Origin of the sequence: Chelatococcus reniformis, assembly GCF_014640075.1 — a bacterium.
Taxonomy (GTDB): Bacteria; Pseudomonadota; Alphaproteobacteria; order Rhizobiales; family Beijerinckiaceae; genus Camelimonas; species Camelimonas reniformis.
In genome coordinates, this window is the sequence record NZ_BMGG01000008.1 from 170868 (window position 1) to 185312 (window position 14445).

The following is a 14445-nucleotide window of genomic DNA, read 5'->3' on the forward strand; positions in this document are numbered from 1 at the left end:
CGGAGAAAACGATGACTGTCACCGCCGACTATCTCGGATTGAGGCTGCAGATTGCGGACGTCGATCACGAGAACCTTGCCTTCTTCAAGTCCTGCGCCGAGGGCAAGCTGCGCTTGCAACGATGCTGTGCTTGCCACCTTCTGCGCTATCCTCCGACGACAGCCTGTCCGTTCTGTGCGGAGCCGGCGGCCGAGTGGAGCGAGGTCGAGGCGCGGGGAGTGGTGCACTCCTACACGCGGGTTCACCACGCCATCCAACCCGGCCTCAAGCCGCACACCCCTTACGTCATCTTGCTCGTGGAGCTCGACGCCCAGCGCGGCCAGCCCGGTCCCGGCGACGCCCTTCGGCTGGTGGGCAATCTTGCGGATGAAACAGGCCGGCTGGCCGACCCGGAGACGACCGACAAGGTCGGCATCGGTTCGCGCGTCCGTATGGTCCTCGCGCACCTCAACGATGACCTGGCCATCCCCCACTGGACATTGGACGGGGACGCCGAGACCTGGCGCTATCCGGGCGACGGTCGACGGTAGCCCAATCGGCAGCCTGGGCGCAAAGCAGCGCCGCGGCTTCGCGGGATCGAAGAGAGGATTGACGGTCGATGTCGGACTACTTTCGTCTACGCCACGTGGTGCTGGTAACCGATGATCTGGAACGGGCCAAGCGCGATGTTCCGTTCGTCTTCGGCGTCAAGCTGGCGTTCGAGGACCCCGGCGCCGCCGTGCTCGAAGTCGTCAACGCGATGTTCCCGTTCGGGCTGGCCTTCATCGAAGTGATGGCACCGATGCACGACGGGGCCCCTTCGGCGCGTTTCCTCAAGCGCGAGGGGGGTCTCGGCGCCTACATGGTCGCCTTCAACTGCTCCGATCCGGAGCAGCGCGCGGCCCGCGCCGAGCGGCTCGGCGTGCGCCTGGCATGGCGTTCCGATCATGACGATTTCCTGTGCTTCCAGCTTCATCCCCGCGACTGCCGCGCCACGATGATCGAGTTCGATCGGTCCGTCGGCGAGGAACTGATCCACAACCGCCTTTACGCGGCGGGCGGCTACGCCTGGCAGCAGGCCGTGCGGATGGATGAGACCTACGGCATCGACGAGATGGTGCTGTCGAGCCCGGATGTCGTCGGCCTCGCGGCCCATTGGGCGCAACTCCTCGAGCGTGACGCCGTCCCGCTCGATGACGGCAGTTTTCGCATTGCGACCGACATGTGCGCCCTGCGCTTCATGAGCGCGCCAGCCGCCTCGCGAGAGACGCTGAGCACCCTGCGCCTCACGGTCCGCGACCCGGCCTCGATCGTGACAAGGGCGCGCGAGCGCGGCTACCCCGTCGCTGCCGACCGCGTCGAGATGTTCGGCATCGTCTTCGAGTTGAGGGCGCCTCCGCATGCCCAGAGTGCGTGACGAGGCGCAAGGCGCCTTCGACCACGCCCCGACGGAGTGACGCTACCGTCGCCTCACGCGCCATGATCCACGTCGCGCAAGATCAGCTCGCTTGTCCGACGCATCTCCCACCCATACTCGTGACCGCAGCTTCTTCACGACCATCCTTGGGCGACTGAGCTGGCCGCGCGCTCATCTCATGCGACAGCGTCGGATGGATCGCGTCCGACCCGCTCCGCGCTTTCATGGAAGCCTTCGATCGACAACCACGACCCCATCGACATTCGCGCACAACGCCATCTCGCTCCGGCTTCTCCAGCGACCGCCAGCTCATCACAACGAGGAGACGGGCAACCGCCGGCAGGCGCCGGGCTGGGACCGCTTGCCGGTGTAGCACTGCCCTGAAATCCCGCGACCCCATCTAGCCACGAGGCGCCTCTCAACGGATAAAGCGCTCATTCGCGCTCCGAGAGGCTCCGAGCCCTCGGATGCATGCACGTAGGAGCGCTCGCCATGCCGGACGACTCGAAGGACGGGCTCGATCGCCGCGATTTCATGGTCGCGACCGTGGCCTCGGTCGGCGCGGCGGCGGCCTTCGCCCCCGGCACCGGAGCGGCGACAGCGCAAGGCGCGCCGGCGCGGGCCGCCGGCGCCGCCCAGCCGACGCCGCAGGGAACCGTCTACACGGGCGACGTGATCCAGGGAAAGAAGGTCGTCAGCGCGCTCGACGTCGGCGACCTGCCTCCCGGCAAGCACTACTTCTATTTCCGGGGGGTGCAGATGCCGACCGGACAGCACTGGTATGTGTCCGTCGTCGTCGCCAAGGGAGCAGAGGCCGGCAAGCGCGTCGTCCTGGTCAGCGGCGTGCACGGCGACGAGATCAGCCCGGTGCATATGATCCAGACCGTCATGAGCCAGCTCGACCCTGCCGCCATGTCCGGCACAGTGACGGCGGTTCTCGACGTCTCCCGGCCGGCCCTGGAGGGCATGGCGCGCCGCTGGCCCAATTCTGGCCGGGGCATAGATCTCATCGACATCAATCGCGAATGGCCCGGGAACGAGAACGGCGCCAGCGCGCCCAGCCGGCACGCCGGGCTGCTGTTCAACCGGCTGCTGCGGCCGAACGCCGACTATGCCATCGATTGCCATACGGCAGCGACCGGCATGGATATTACGGCGTTCCATCTGGCCCGCATGGACCTGCCCGAGGTGCGGGCGATGGCCGAGCTCTATCCGATCGACCAGATCTTCGACGATCCCGCCTATCCCACGCTGCTGGCGAATGCGTTCATCGATGCGGGGATCCCTGCGTTCACGCCCGAGATCGGTGCGCCGCGGGTGCTGGATCACGCCATGATCCCGCGCTTCGTGGAGGGCACGACGAACGTGCTGAAGCACCATGGCATCATCGCCGGCCCGATCGGCCGCACGGGGCGCGACTCGGACGTGTTCGTGGCCGACAGCGGCCACATCGTGCTGGCCACGCGAGGCGGCTTCGTCGAACTCCTGGTCAAGCTGAACGACAAGGTGGACGTCGGCCAGAAGCTTGCCATCCAGCGCAACACCTTCGGCGAGGTCGTGGCGGAGTACACGAGCGGCGTCGCCGGCGAGGTGTCGGGCTACCGCACGGATGCGACGGCAGAGCCGGGCACGCCGCTGGTGTTCATCTTCTACAACCGCACGCCCCCGGAACGGCCGGCCGACTACCCCGAGTGAGTGCTGGCGTCTGACCATATCATGCCCCCCGGGTCCGCGACCGGGTGAGAGGGCGCTGTCGGCCCCCTGTCCTCCGGCCCCGTCACCGGTCACGCGCGGCTTAGAGCGTTTTCCAGCGAAGTGGACACCGGTTCGCGTGAAGAAAGCGCGCCAAATCAAACAGATAGAGCATTTCGGCGATTCGAAGAAACGCGGAAATGCTCTAGGGAGGTCACATACGCCGCTTCACACGCCGCTGACGACGTTGGCCTGGGCCGGCAGCAGGTCGGGCGCACGATCGGGCGTCTCATCCTTCCAGCGGACCGATCCGAACGGCCGCTCCAGCATGCGGCGCACCCGGATCGGCTCGATGCCGAGATGGAAGTCGGACGCCGTCTGAAATAGCTGCCGCTCCAAGCGCGTTGCGCGACTGCGCTGGCGCAGGAAATCGTTCCAGGTGGGGCAGTGATAGCGCTCGGTCCACAGATGGGTGTCGCCGAGATCGCGGGCGATCGACCAGCCGTAGGCGCCGTTGCGCTGCCGGCTCGCCTGCACCTCCTGCATCACGCCATAGAACTCCCGCGCCCGCTGCGGATCGACCCGGTACTCGATCTCGATCACGATCGGCCCGCTGCGGCCTTTGATCGAGAGCGCCACCTCGGGGTCCGCCAACGGATCGACCGTCTGCTCGTCGCGGCTGCCGGCGGCCGGCATGCGCAGCCACAACCCGAGCAGCGGGGTGAGCAGCAGGGCCGCAGCAGAGAACAGCAGCGCATAGTCGGTGCCGAAGCCGTCGGCGATATGGCCCCAGAACCAGCTGCCCATGGCGATGCCGCCGGAAATCGCCGCCTGGAAGGTGGCCAGCGCGCGACCGGCGACCCAGCGCGGCGCCGAGAGCTGGATGTTGATGTTGAACAGGGTGATGGCGAGCATCCACCCGGCGCCGGCCACCACCAGCGCAGCCGCCGTCAGCACCGGCGCACGGCTCACGGCGACGATGGCGAGCCCGAGCCCCATCGTCACCACGCTGATGCGGATCGCCGTCTCGCTGGTGATGAACCGGCGGACGGTCTCGATGTTCAGCGCGCCGATCACGGCGCCCATGCCGAATGCGCCGAGCATCATGCCAAAGGTCTGCGCCCCGCCCCCCAGCAGGTCGCGGGCGATCAGCGCCATCAGCGCGAGCACCGAGGAGCCGCAGATGCCGGTGGCCAGGGTCCGCCACAGCACGATGCGGAGCGAGGGCGAATGCGAGATGTATCGCACGCCCGAGACGATGGCACGGCCGAGGCGCTCCGGCGGCAGCCGCGACGGCTCGACGTCGCGCCGCCACAGGAAGAATACGACGAGCAGCGGAAGGTACAGCACGGCGTTGCAGACGAAGGCCGCCACCGCCCCTGCGGTCGCCACGATAATACCGCCCAGCGCCGGTCCGAAGCTACGGGCGATGTTGTAGCTGATGCCGTTCAGGGCCACCGCGGACGGCAGCGTGTCCGGCGGCACCTGCTCGCTCACCGATGCCTGCCAGGACGGGCCGAACAAGGCCATGGCGCAGCCGATGAGGAAAGTGAAGATCAGGATGACGTTGGGGGTCAGAAGGTCGAGATGCGTCAGCACCGAGAGCGTAGCGGCGCTCGTCAGGCCGAGCGACATGGCCAACAGCCCGACGATGCGCCGATCGAACATGTCGGCGACGGCGCCGGCCGTGACCGCCAGCAGCATGACCGGCAACATCAGCGCCGTCTGCACCAGAGCCACCATGTCGGCCGACGAGGTCATCCGCGTCATGGCCCAGGCAGCGCCAACGCCATGGATCATGAGGCCCAGATTGGACAGGAGGCTCGCCGACCAGATCCGCCGAAACAGAGGGATGCGCAGGGGGGCGCCGATACCGTTGAGCAAGACAAGACCTTTCCAGACCGACAGCTGAAGCGCATCGCCGACATCACCACGGGCACAGCCCGCAAACCATCTGTAACCCGTAGAAATGAACGAATTCCGGGCAGGATGGGGCCTTCTTCGGGGCGGCGGCAGCGGCCGGGCGCCGCCCGCGATCGCGAGCACGCTCGGCATTCGCCTCGAGCACCGCGCACGACCGGCCTGGATCTCTGCAACAGCCGCGGTTCACCAGTCCGACGCCCGGTGAAAGCGGTTCGGAGAGCGGCGGCCCAAATCTTGCTCGAAAGGCTCTCAGTCCTGCATCCGTCGATCGAGGAGGCTGCCTCCATGATGAACGAATACAGTGCGGCGCACGTTCCTCATGCCGAACGCGCTCGCTATTGGTCCCAGTCCGTGACCGCGACGCTGTTTCCGCTCTCCGCCGACATTCGTGAGCCGTCGCGGTTCAACGGCCGCCTGCGGCAATGGGATCTCGCCACGACCTCGCTGTCTCACTTCCTGACCGAGGGGGTGCGCTACCGGCGCGAACGACACCACCTCAAACGCATTGCCGATGAGGATCTCCTGATCACCTTCGCCCTGCGGTCGGGGACCGAGTTCAGTCAGGGCGGCGTCTCGCTCACGTGCAAAAAGGACCACTTCATCGTGCAGCGGGGCAGCCTGCCCTACGAATTCGGCCATGCCGATGCCAACGAGTTGCTCGTGCTCAAGGTGAGGGCGGGCGATCTCACCCGGCATGTGCGCTCGATCGACCGCTTCTCCTCCTGTGCATTCGATGCCGGGCGCGGCATCGGCCGGCTGCTGCTCGACACCCTGCGCTCCCTGCCCCGGCATCTCGGCCAGAGCGATCGACGCATGCACGCCCGACTCGGCAGCCATGTGGTCGAGTTGGTCGGACTCGCGCTCGAAGGCGACGAGCGCATCGTCGCGAGCGGAGAGTCGACCGTGAAGCGCGCCCATCTGGCGCGGATCGAGCGCTTCATTCGTCAGCATCTCCACGAGCGCAGCCTCGCGCCGGAGACGATCGCGGCGGGATGCGGCATCTCGGTGCGCTATCTTCACGACCTGTTCAGCGGGGACGGGTTGACGATCGGGCGCTGGATCCGCGAGTTGCGGCTCAAAGCTGCGCGCGAGCAGCTCTCCGATGTAGCTCGCCGGGAGACCATCGCCGAGATCGCCTATCGCTGGGGATTTGGCGACCAGGCGCAGTTCAGCCGGCACTTCCGCGCGCAATTCGGCGTGACCCCGCGCGAGGTGCGACGCCGCGCCGGTCTGGGCGGCCAGGATGGATCGGGGCCAGGGGGCACCGAGACGCTGCATCTCCTGCCGCGGCCCGGATGACCGCGGTCCAATCGCCCCGATGCGGCTTGCCTGTCATGTCGCCGGCCGGGTGCTTGATCTCCATGATCGCGTCCCTTCCATGATCGCGTCCCTGGGGCCGCGGTCAGATATCGTCGCGCCCGAGCCAATGGATGTGGCGCGCGACGGACCTCGCCATCGCCGCCTCGGCCTCGGCCGGGATGACGCGGTCCCACCACGCGCCGTAGATCGCGTCATAGGACCAGGCGCCGATCCGCGCCGCGAGGCTGCGAACGGATGCCGCGCCCAGCGGGATGAAATTGGGATAGGAGCGCATGAAGGCGACGTGGCGCCCATCGGGCACGACTTGGAGAACGTCGCCGGAGAGAATGGCCCCCCTCCCGCCCGCCGCCTCGGCGACATGCAGCACCGCGCCGCCCTCGAAATGGCCGCCCGCGCGCAGCAAGGTGAGCCCCGGCAGGACTTCCCGCGCGTCGCCCTCCCAGAACGAGATGCACGGGTCGGGCCGCATCACCCATTCCCGGTCCGCCGCGTTGAGGTACACGGGCACGTCGCCAAACGCGCGGCTCCATTCCACCATCGCCGTGTAGTAGTGGGGATGCGAGATGGCGATGGCCGCCAGCCCACCCAGCCCGTCGATCAACTCTATGGTCGAGCTGTCGATGAGGGCGATGCAATCCCACAGCACGTTGCCGGCGGGCGTGCGCACCAGGAGCGCGCGCTGGCCGATGCCCACTTGAGGAACGGCGCCGATGCCGATGAACTCGCCCTCCTGACGGAACGCCGTCATGTGCGAGCGGCGCAGCTTTCGCAGCGTCGTCCAGGCCTGCCCGGAGGGCAGGACGAACTGGCGCTCGTCATGGCAAATGACACATTGCGCCGGCTCCGCCTCCGCCGGGGCATACTGCGTGCCGCAAGTGGTACAGATGAAGGCATCCACTGAACTGTCCCGACGTTGCGCCTGCCAGCCGCCTCGACGACGGCAGGCCCCCATGTCGCCGTCCTCTTTTGACGGTCAGGCGACCATCTCCGCCGGCGTCGCCTCACGCAGCAGCGGCAGGGCGGACCTGCCGAAGGCGCGTACGCCGTCGACGAAATCGGGGAAGGTCAGCAGCATGCCGCCGATGCCGGTCCGCGCTTCGATTTCAAGGATTTGCCGGGCGATGCTCCGCCAGGAGCCGTGGATCACCGGAAACCCCATGAAGGCAAGATTTCCTTCGGTGACATCGGCGGTCATGCCGTCGCGGAAATGCTTGCTGGTGCCCCCTGGATTGCTGTCCATGGAGGCGCTCCTGACGATGTTCATCAACGCCTCGCCATCGGCCCCGTCGACGATGTGCTGACAGCGCCGGGCGGCGGCCTCGTCGGTCTCGGCACCGATGATCGTCACCAACGCCAGCGTTCCGACCTTGCGGCCGAGTTTTGCCGATTCCGTCAGCACCGGCTGGGCGATGTCGCGTAGCTTCTCCGGACCGCCGAAGACGAAGTTGTACTCGGCATGCTCGGCCGTGAACTTCACGCCCTTCGGCGACTGGCCGGCACAGACGATGGGGATCTCGCGGCCCGGCGTCGGGAAGCATTCGCAGTCGTCGAGCTGGTAATACTTGCCCTTGAAGTTCGAGCGCCCGGTGCGCCAGAGCTCGCGCATCACGTGGATATATTCACCCGTCAGCTCGTAGCGCCTGTCGTGATAGTCGGCCGATGGCCATAGGCCCATCTGCGCATATTCCGGCTGGTTCCAGCCGGTCACGATGTTCACGCCGGCGCGCCCGCCGGAGATATCGTTGAAGGTCGTGATCATGCGCGCAGCAATGGCCGGATGGACGCCGAGCACCGGGACCGTCGCGTAGAGCTCGATGCGGCTGGTCGCCGCCGCCAACCCCGAAGCGAGCGCGATGGAATCCAGGCACGAATCCCAATAGCCAGTCTCGCCGCCGAAGCCCCGGTACTTGATCATCGAGAGGATGAAATCGAGGCCGATCTCCTCCGCGGCGCGCGTGATGGCCAGGCAGTGCTCCCAGCTTGGAATGTACTGCGGGCTGTTCTTGGAGATCACATAGCCATTCTGGCCATTGGGAAGAAAAACGCCGAGTCTCATGCGACGCATCTCCTAATTCGATCACTACCTGCGCCGCTCGAAAGAAGGGCGGGGTTCGCTCGTAATGGCTCGCATCGGCGGCATTGCCCGGCAATCGACAACCAGACGCAATGCTTCGACGATCAAATTCTTTCGCGCGGAGCGACAATGTCTCGGCCTCGTCCCGGCGATCGTCGGCCGATGGGACCATGGGCGGGTCCCGGCTCGCCGACGATCGGGCCCGCAGATGACGCGGTTCGAGCTCGGGTTCTCTTCGACGTCCGCGCCCCAACGGCAATCCCGGTCCTCGCAACAGCGACGAAGCTCGCTATCGGATCGCGACAGGTGCGGTCCATAACGGAACCGGCAGGCTACAGAACGAATCGGGATGGATCAGGAGCCCGCAGGATGACGACGGAGCAAGGTGTCCTTCGCATTTCGATTGCCGTCACGCTGGCCCTGGCCGGCCTCGGCATCCTCTTCGGCCTGCTGTCGGGCTCGTCTTCGATCATCTTCGACGGCGTCTACTCCCTGACCGACGCGACCATGACCATCGCGGCGCTGCTGGTGTCGAACCTCATCGTCGCCTCGACCAGCGGCGACCCCGCCAGAAGCCGGCTGGTGGAACGGTTCACCATGGGCTTCTGGCACCTGGAGCCCATGGTGCTCGGTCTGAACGGCGTCCTGCTGATGGGAGCGGCGACTGATGGCGGGCGGGCGGCCGCTCGCCTTCGACCACGCCATCGCCTACGCGGCGGTCACCGTCCTCGCCGCGGTCGGCATGACGATCTTCGGCACCAGCGCAAACCGCACCCTCAACTCCGCCTTCCTGGCGCTCGACGCGCGGGCCTGGCTCATGTCGGCTCTGCTGACCGCGGCGCTGCTCGTCGCGTTCATCTTCGGCTACCTGATCCAGGACACCCCCATGGCCTGGCTGTCGCCCTATATCGATCCCGCCGTTCTGGCCATGGTATGTATCGTCGTGATCCCGATGCCCATCGGGACGGTGCGGCAGGCCCTGGCCGACGTCCTGCTGGTCACGCCCGCCGACCTCAAGCAGCATGTCGACGAGATCGCGCAGGAGATCGTGCGCCGCTACGGCTTCATCTCCTATCGAGCCTATGTCGCACGGGTCGGCCGCGGCCGGCAGATCGAACTCTACTTCATCGTCCCGGCCGGCGGGCCGCCCAAGCGGTCGGAAGACTGGGACCTGATCCGCGATGACATCGGCGAAGCGATCGGCGGCGAAGGCCCTGACCGCTGGCTGACGATCGTCTTCACGACCGACCCGGAGTGGGCGGAATGAGCGGCGCCCCGGTGGCCGTGACACGAACCGAGGCCCTTCCCGGTCGCCGGCGGCAACGTACCCAAGGCCGCTGTGCGCCGCGATCGTCTGCGCCGGGCCGGGCGGCAAGCGCCGAGAACGAACCGCCGGGAATGCCCGGACGCCATGCCGCGCTCCGCCTGTCCTGTCGGCGGCGGCAGGCGTCCGACAGCCCGCACCAGGGCTCAACCTCAGCCCGCGGTCGGTCGCGGGTGCAAAGGGCCCCCTCCGCCGATCGCCGCTACGCGCAGTCAAGGGGCCGCCGGGACGGATCAGCTCGGGTCGTCGCGGTGGACGTCGTGCACCGCCATGCCGATCGATTCCGGCGGCTTCACCAACCAGGCGCGATGCTGCAAGGTCTTGCGCGTGTCCTCGTAGCCGGAATGCCAGTGCTCGCGCATAGAGGTACCGGAAAACTCGTAGTCCTTGGCGTCGCTCTCGTAGATCTTCTGCTGATAGATGAGATGGACGATGTTGATCTGCGGCACATCGGCCGCCATAACGGCGAGGAATTCCCGATCGTCATCCGTCAACGCCTCGGGCGGCACGCGCAACAGCGCCTGATATAGCTTGAGACGCAGATTGTGCATGCGCCTGAACGCATCGGTGTTGTTGCGCGTGCGGCTCGAATACATGATGTCCTTGTGGCGCGCGACCACATCCGCCATGTCGCGCGGGATGATGCCGCGCGCGCTGAACAGGTCGACCTGGAACACCAGGGTATCGCGCACGTCCTCCTGCTCCAGCAGATACTGCAAGGGCGTGTTGGAGACGATGCCGCCATCCCAATAGTATTCGTTCTCGATCAGAATGGCAGGGAACGCCGGCGGCAGCGCACCCGAGGCCATGATGTGCCGCGGCCCGATCACCTCGATCTCGCTGTCGAAATAGCGGAAGTTGCCGGTGCGGACGTTGACCGTGCCGACGCTGAGCCGGCGCTCGCGCTCGTTCAACACCTCCCAGTCGATCAGGCGATCGAGCGTCCGCTCCAGTTCGGCCGTGTCGTAGAAGCTGGTGGCGCCCGTGGCCCCGGCGAGTTGGAGCCACGGGTTGATCTCGCGCGGCTTGAAGAAGCCCGGCAGGCCCGACGACATCGTCAGCAGCGCGCTCGCCTGGTTGCGCAGCTTGCGGAACACGTCGCCCTCGGGGGTGAAGTGCCAGACCCTGCGGCTCGACACGGTCTCCCAAAAGTCCCGCAGCCGGTCGATCTGGTTCCCCGGCCGGTTGCCGGCGATGATCGCCGCGTTGATGGCGCCGATCGACACGCCCGACAGCCAGTTGGGACTGATGCCGGCCTCGGCGAGCGCCTGGAAGACGCCGGCCTGATAGGCGCCCAGCGCACCGCCGCCCTGGAGAACCAGTGCCACCGACTGATAGGAAGCCAGCAGCTCCGCCATGGGAGGCAACTCGCTTCTGCGCTTTCGCGCCGGGTTGGTCATGTCCATTATCGCTCAGCCCTGGCTCATATAGTCGTGCACAACTTCGCCCAGACCGAGCGTGAGGTCAGCAATGAAATGCACGGCAGAGACGACCTCTAGCACGGGAAGCCGCGCCACGTCCGCAATGACATGCCGGAACAGCTGAAGGTCGGCCGGGCCGGACCATGCCCCCTTCACACTGATATCCTTGAGATGGTAGCGCACCAGTTCGCAGATGCGCGGGCGCGCATCCACGTGCGGGATGATCTTGACGAGAAAGTTCGGCTTGGCCAGCGAATGGGCCACCTCATCCGGGTCGAGGGCACGGTGCTTGTAGCCCATGGTCGCGGTGGCGCAGAGCACCGTGCCGTAGTGCAGCGTGCCGACGATCACCTCGCCCTCGTGGACGAGCTTGGGAGACGCGAGCTTCTTGGGAAAGCCCCAGATCTCCCGTCCGCCGGCGATCGGCGCGTCGTCGTCGAGATACATGGCGTGGACGTAGACCCCCTCCTCGCCGCGGAAGCGGACGGGTATCACCTGCCCGGTCTCGGTATAGTCGCCGAAGCCGGTCGAGTCCGGCATCTTGATGAACTCGTACTTGACCACCGGCTCGGCGATCTCGAGCGGCTCGGGCACGACCGCTCGCAGCGCCTCCGGATCGGTCCGGTAACTGACGATGACATACTCCCGGTCGATGAAGCGGTAAGGCCCCTTGGGATAGGCCGGATTGGCGAGGGGCATTGCATAGGCGCGGCGAACGTCTTCGGTCTTCATGTCTGCCCTTCCGCGTGGGAGAATCCGGCCACCGGCGTTCAGCGCGCTGATTGCACCGCGGCTGCGCGTAATCTATCGTCGAGCGTGACAAGCCGATGACGCTGCGCCTGTTCAGAATAATGCGTATGCAACCTTGGCAAAGGCAAACTTAGCATTGGTCGCCCCGCGCCCTATTGAGATCATTTTGACGATCGCGCAAATATCTTTGTTCCCGGCGCTGAGATCTGATACTTCGTCATACAAATGTTAGACATCGACGCTAGCTACGGATTCACTTCTCGGGACGACGTGCCGCGCCCCGGGCCGCAGGCCGGCACCGATCTGCTCGACCCTTCGCGGCACGCAACCCGGAGAAGCCCATGAGCGTCGGCCTGATCGCCCTTCTCGACGACGTCGCCGTGCTGGCCAAGGTTGCGGCCGCATCGCTCGACGATGTCGCCAGCCAGGCGATGCGCGCCGGCACCAAGGCAGCCGGCGTGGTCATCGACGACGCCGCGGTGACGCCGCGCTATGTGACCGGCTTCTCCGCCGCGCGCGAGTTGCCGATCATCGGCCGAATCGCGGTCGGTTCGCTCAGGAACAAGCTGCTGATCCTGCTGCCGGCGGCGCTCGCGCTCAGCCTTCTGCTGCCCCAGGCCATCATGCCGTTGCTCATGATCGGCGGCATCTATCTCTGCTACGAGGGGGCCGAGAAGGTCTACCAGCTCGCCTTCCCCCATGCCGCCCACGCGCATGAGGCCGACATCGAGACGATCAGCCTCGACGCCAAGTCGTTCGAGGACCAGAAGGTCGCCGGCGCCATCCGGACCGACTTCATCCTCTCGGCCGAGATCATGACCATCGCGCTGGGCACGATCCCCGATGCGCCTCTGGCGACCCAGGCGGTGGTGCTGGCCGTGGTCGGCGTCCTCATCACCGTGGCCGTCTACGGCGTCGTCGCCCTGATCGTGAAGGCCGACGACCTCGGGCTCGCGCTCGCCCGCGCCGCGTCGCCCTCCCCGCTCGGCGCGCTGTCGCGGCTGATCGGCCGCGGGCTCGTCCAGGGCATGCCGTATTTCCTGAAGGCGCTCGGCCTGATCGGGACGGCGGCCATGATCTGGGTGGGGGGCGGCATCGTCCTGCACGGCTTCGAGAGCTACGGCTACGGCTGGTTGAGCCACCTCCTGCACGCGGCCGGCGAGCAGACGGCGCACGCTTTTCCCTCCATCGGCTCCCTCGCCTCCTGGCTCGTGCAGGCGGCCGGCGCGGGCCTCGCCGGCCTCGCCATCGGAGCGCTGACCATTCCGGCGATGAGCTACGGCGTCTCGCCCTTGTGGAGGTGGGTCAAGGCGCGGGTCGCGCCGGCCCGCGCGGTCTAACGCGCGTCATCCCTCCCTTCCCTCGGCGGGAGGACGCCCCGAGGCTGCGACTCGGGGCTGCCTCGTGGCTGACGACCAAGGGCAGCGGCCCCCTCACTCAGGCGGTCGGAACGGTGCCGCCGTCGATCACGTGTTCGCTGCCGGTGATGGCGCCTGCGCGCGGCGAGGCGAGAAAGGCAACGAAGTCGGCGACTTCCCGCGGCTGCGCCGGGCGGCCGAGCGGGATGCCACCAAGTGAACCCATGATGATCCGCTTACCGCCCTCGTAGTCGGTCCCGGCCTGCCGGGCGAGACGTTCGGCCAGTGCAACCGCAGCCTCCGTCTCCACCCAGCCGGGGGAAACCCGCACCACACGAACGCCCTTCGGTGTCACCTCCTTCGACAGGCTCTTGCTGTAGGTCGACAGCGCAGCCTTCGCGGCGGCGTAGGCCGTCGTCGATTCCGGCAGCGGAAGTTGGTGCTGGATCGACGTGACGTGAATGACGACGCCGGACCCTTGGGCGATCATCGCCGGCACCAGCGCACGATCGAGGCGAACCGCCGACATCAGGTTGAGATTGAGCTCTGCCCACCATTCGTCGTCGCCGAGAGCGGCGAAGCCACCGGCCGGCGCGGAGGAGCCGCCGAGCACGTTGACGAGGATGTCGATCCCGCCGAGCCGGGCGAGCACGGCCTCGGCGACCGCAGAGCACCCCGCCGCCGTGGTGATGTCGGCTGCGATGAAGCCACCCCCGCTCCTGGCGTCAGGTGCCGTACGGGCCGTCGCGATCACTCGCGCCCCCTGCTCGCGCAGGACGGCGGCGACGGCCGCACCGATCCCCTTGCTGCCGCCCGTCACCAGAGCCCGGGCGCCGCCGAGGCCGAGATCGAGGCTCATGGCGCGATCTCCAGGGAGGCGATCTTGTCGCCGGCGAGGACGAAGACATAACGCAGGTCGACGGGGCTGCCGGGAAAATTGCCCGTAACCCGGCTGGTGACGACGACCCGCGCCGGCTCGACGGCGACGGCGACCGGATCGCTCGTATAACTGTACCGGACCGATGCCTCCGTCCGCCATTTCGCGATCGCGGCGCGGCCGGCATGGGCGTGCCCTTCGTCCTTCACGACGGCCTCGTCGGTGAAGCACATGGCGATGGCGCCATCGGCAACTTTGTCAGCGGCGAAGTAGGCGGCGACGGGCGCCGGCAGATCGAGCGACATACGCG

12 protein-coding genes and 1 pseudogene are annotated in these 14445 nt (G+C 67.0%); 6 read left to right on the forward strand and 7 right to left on the reverse strand.

Annotation, left to right across the window (positions count from 1 at the left end; genetic code table 11):
* The first annotated feature begins 11 nt into the window (after positions 1 to 11).
* The 3 genes from IEW34_RS21655 to IEW34_RS21665 all read left to right on the forward strand — a co-directional run bounded on the left by IEW34_RS21655 (position 12) and on the right by IEW34_RS21665 (position 3091).
* Positions 12 to 530, forward strand: a complete 519-nt coding sequence (locus tag IEW34_RS21655; RefSeq protein WP_188611305.1) for a Zn-ribbon domain-containing OB-fold protein — start codon at positions 12 to 14, stop codon at positions 528 to 530.
* A gap of 68 nt (positions 531 to 598) precedes the next feature.
* Positions 599 to 1396, forward strand: coding sequence for a VOC family protein (locus tag IEW34_RS21660; RefSeq protein ID WP_188611306.1), 798 nt, complete (start codon positions 599 to 601; stop codon positions 1394 to 1396).
* 492 nt (positions 1397 to 1888) lie between these two features.
* Positions 1889 to 3091: a M14 family metallopeptidase gene (locus IEW34_RS21665; RefSeq protein WP_188611307.1), complete on the forward strand. Its 1203-nt coding sequence runs from the start codon at positions 1889 to 1891 to the stop codon at positions 3089 to 3091.
* 225 nt (positions 3092 to 3316) lie between these two features.
* Here the strand turns inward: IEW34_RS21665 and IEW34_RS21670 are convergent, their stop codons facing one another.
* The gene (locus IEW34_RS21670) at positions 3317 to 4996 is read right to left on the reverse strand and encodes an MFS transporter (protein ID WP_244642153.1); all 1680 of its coding nucleotides are present in this window, start codon (positions 4994 to 4996) and stop codon (positions 3317 to 3319) included.
* Between IEW34_RS21670 and IEW34_RS21675 the strand changes: the two genes are divergently transcribed.
* Positions 4880 to 6310: a helix-turn-helix domain-containing protein gene (locus IEW34_RS21675; RefSeq protein ID WP_244642128.1), complete on the forward strand. Its 1431-nt coding sequence runs from the start codon at positions 4880 to 4882 to the stop codon at positions 6308 to 6310. The two genes, IEW34_RS21670 and IEW34_RS21675, sit on opposite strands and share 117 nt — an antisense overlap.
* 103 nt (positions 6311 to 6413) lie before the next feature.
* On the opposite strand, the gene IEW34_RS21680 is transcribed toward IEW34_RS21675, so the two are convergent.
* Both IEW34_RS21680 and IEW34_RS21685 read right to left on the reverse strand, forming a co-directional pair.
* The gene (locus IEW34_RS21680) at positions 6414 to 7229 is read right to left on the reverse strand and encodes an MBL fold metallo-hydrolase (RefSeq protein ID WP_188611310.1); all 816 of its coding nucleotides are present in this window, start codon (positions 7227 to 7229) and stop codon (positions 6414 to 6416) included.
* Positions 7230 to 7304: 75 nt separating this feature from the next.
* Complete coding sequence (locus IEW34_RS21685) at positions 7305 to 8387, reverse strand: LLM class flavin-dependent oxidoreductase (RefSeq protein ID WP_188611311.1); 1083 nt, start codon at positions 8385 to 8387, stop codon at positions 7305 to 7307.
* A 387-nt stretch (positions 8388 to 8774) separates the two neighbouring features.
* On the opposite strand from IEW34_RS21685, the pseudogene IEW34_RS21690 reads away from it, so the two are divergent.
* Positions 8775 to 9672: pseudogene (locus tag IEW34_RS21690) on the forward strand (cation diffusion facilitator family transporter).
* A gap of 290 nt (positions 9673 to 9962) precedes the next feature.
* Here the strand turns inward: IEW34_RS21690 and IEW34_RS21695 are convergent.
* Positions 9963 to 11087, reverse strand: a complete 1125-nt coding sequence (locus IEW34_RS21695; RefSeq protein WP_244642129.1) for a patatin-like phospholipase family protein — start codon at positions 11085 to 11087, stop codon at positions 9963 to 9965.
* A 54-nt stretch (positions 11088 to 11141) separates the two neighbouring features.
* Entirely contained in the window at positions 11142 to 11882 is a 741-nt protein-coding gene (locus tag IEW34_RS21700; RefSeq protein WP_188611313.1) for an acetoacetate decarboxylase, read from the reverse strand.
* A gap of 359 nt (positions 11883 to 12241) precedes the next feature.
* Between IEW34_RS21700 and IEW34_RS21705 the strand changes: the two genes are divergently transcribed.
* Positions 12242 to 13240 (forward strand): DUF808 domain-containing protein, encoded by a 999-nt coding sequence (locus IEW34_RS21705; RefSeq protein WP_188611314.1) that lies wholly within the window; start codon positions 12242 to 12244, stop codon positions 13238 to 13240.
* Between the two features lie 97 nt (positions 13241 to 13337).
* Here IEW34_RS21705 and IEW34_RS21710 read toward each other — a convergent pair whose 3' ends face one another.
* Together IEW34_RS21710 and IEW34_RS21715 are read right to left on the reverse strand one after the other, a co-directional pair.
* The gene (locus IEW34_RS21710) at positions 13338 to 14117 is read right to left on the reverse strand and encodes an SDR family oxidoreductase (RefSeq protein ID WP_188611315.1); all 780 of its coding nucleotides are present in this window, start codon (positions 14115 to 14117) and stop codon (positions 13338 to 13340) included.
* Complete coding sequence (locus IEW34_RS21715) at positions 14114 to 14440, reverse strand: nuclear transport factor 2 family protein (protein ID WP_188611316.1); 327 nt, start codon at positions 14438 to 14440, stop codon at positions 14114 to 14116. The genes IEW34_RS21710 and IEW34_RS21715 overlap by 4 nt, the downstream gene beginning before the upstream one ends.
* Positions 14441 to 14445 lie beyond the last annotated feature (5 nt).

Bases quoted from the DNA above. Each gene is read 5' to 3' on its own strand.
- IEW34_RS21705 (WP_188611314.1), top strand. From the start codon at position 12,242: ATGAGCGTCGGCCTGATCGCCCTTCTCGACGACGTCGCCGTGCTGGCC.
- IEW34_RS21700 (WP_188611313.1), bottom strand. From the start codon at position 11,882: ATGAAGACCGAAGACGTTCGCCGCGCCTATGCAATGCCCCTCGCCAAT.
- IEW34_RS21695 (WP_244642129.1), bottom strand. From the start codon at position 11,087: ATGGCGGAGCTGCTGGCTTCCTATCAGTCGGTGGCACTGGTTCTCCAG.
- IEW34_RS21710 (WP_188611315.1), bottom strand. From the start codon at position 14,117: ATGAGCCTCGATCTCGGCCTCGGCGGCGCCCGGGCTCTGGTGACGGGC.
- IEW34_RS21660 (WP_188611306.1), top strand. From the start codon at position 599: ATGTCGGACTACTTTCGTCTACGCCACGTGGTGCTGGTAACCGATGAT.
- IEW34_RS21675 (WP_244642128.1), top strand. From the start codon at position 4,880: ATGGATCATGAGGCCCAGATTGGACAGGAGGCTCGCCGACCAGATCCG.
- IEW34_RS21685 (WP_188611311.1), bottom strand. From the start codon at position 8,387: ATGAGACTCGGCGTTTTTCTTCCCAATGGCCAGAATGGCTATGTGATC.
- IEW34_RS21665 (WP_188611307.1), top strand. From the start codon at position 1,889: ATGCCGGACGACTCGAAGGACGGGCTCGATCGCCGCGATTTCATGGTC.
- IEW34_RS21655 (WP_188611305.1), top strand. From the start codon at position 12: ATGACTGTCACCGCCGACTATCTCGGATTGAGGCTGCAGATTGCGGAC.
- IEW34_RS21715 (WP_188611316.1), bottom strand. From the start codon at position 14,440: ATGTCGCTCGATCTGCCGGCGCCCGTCGCCGCCTACTTCGCCGCTGAC.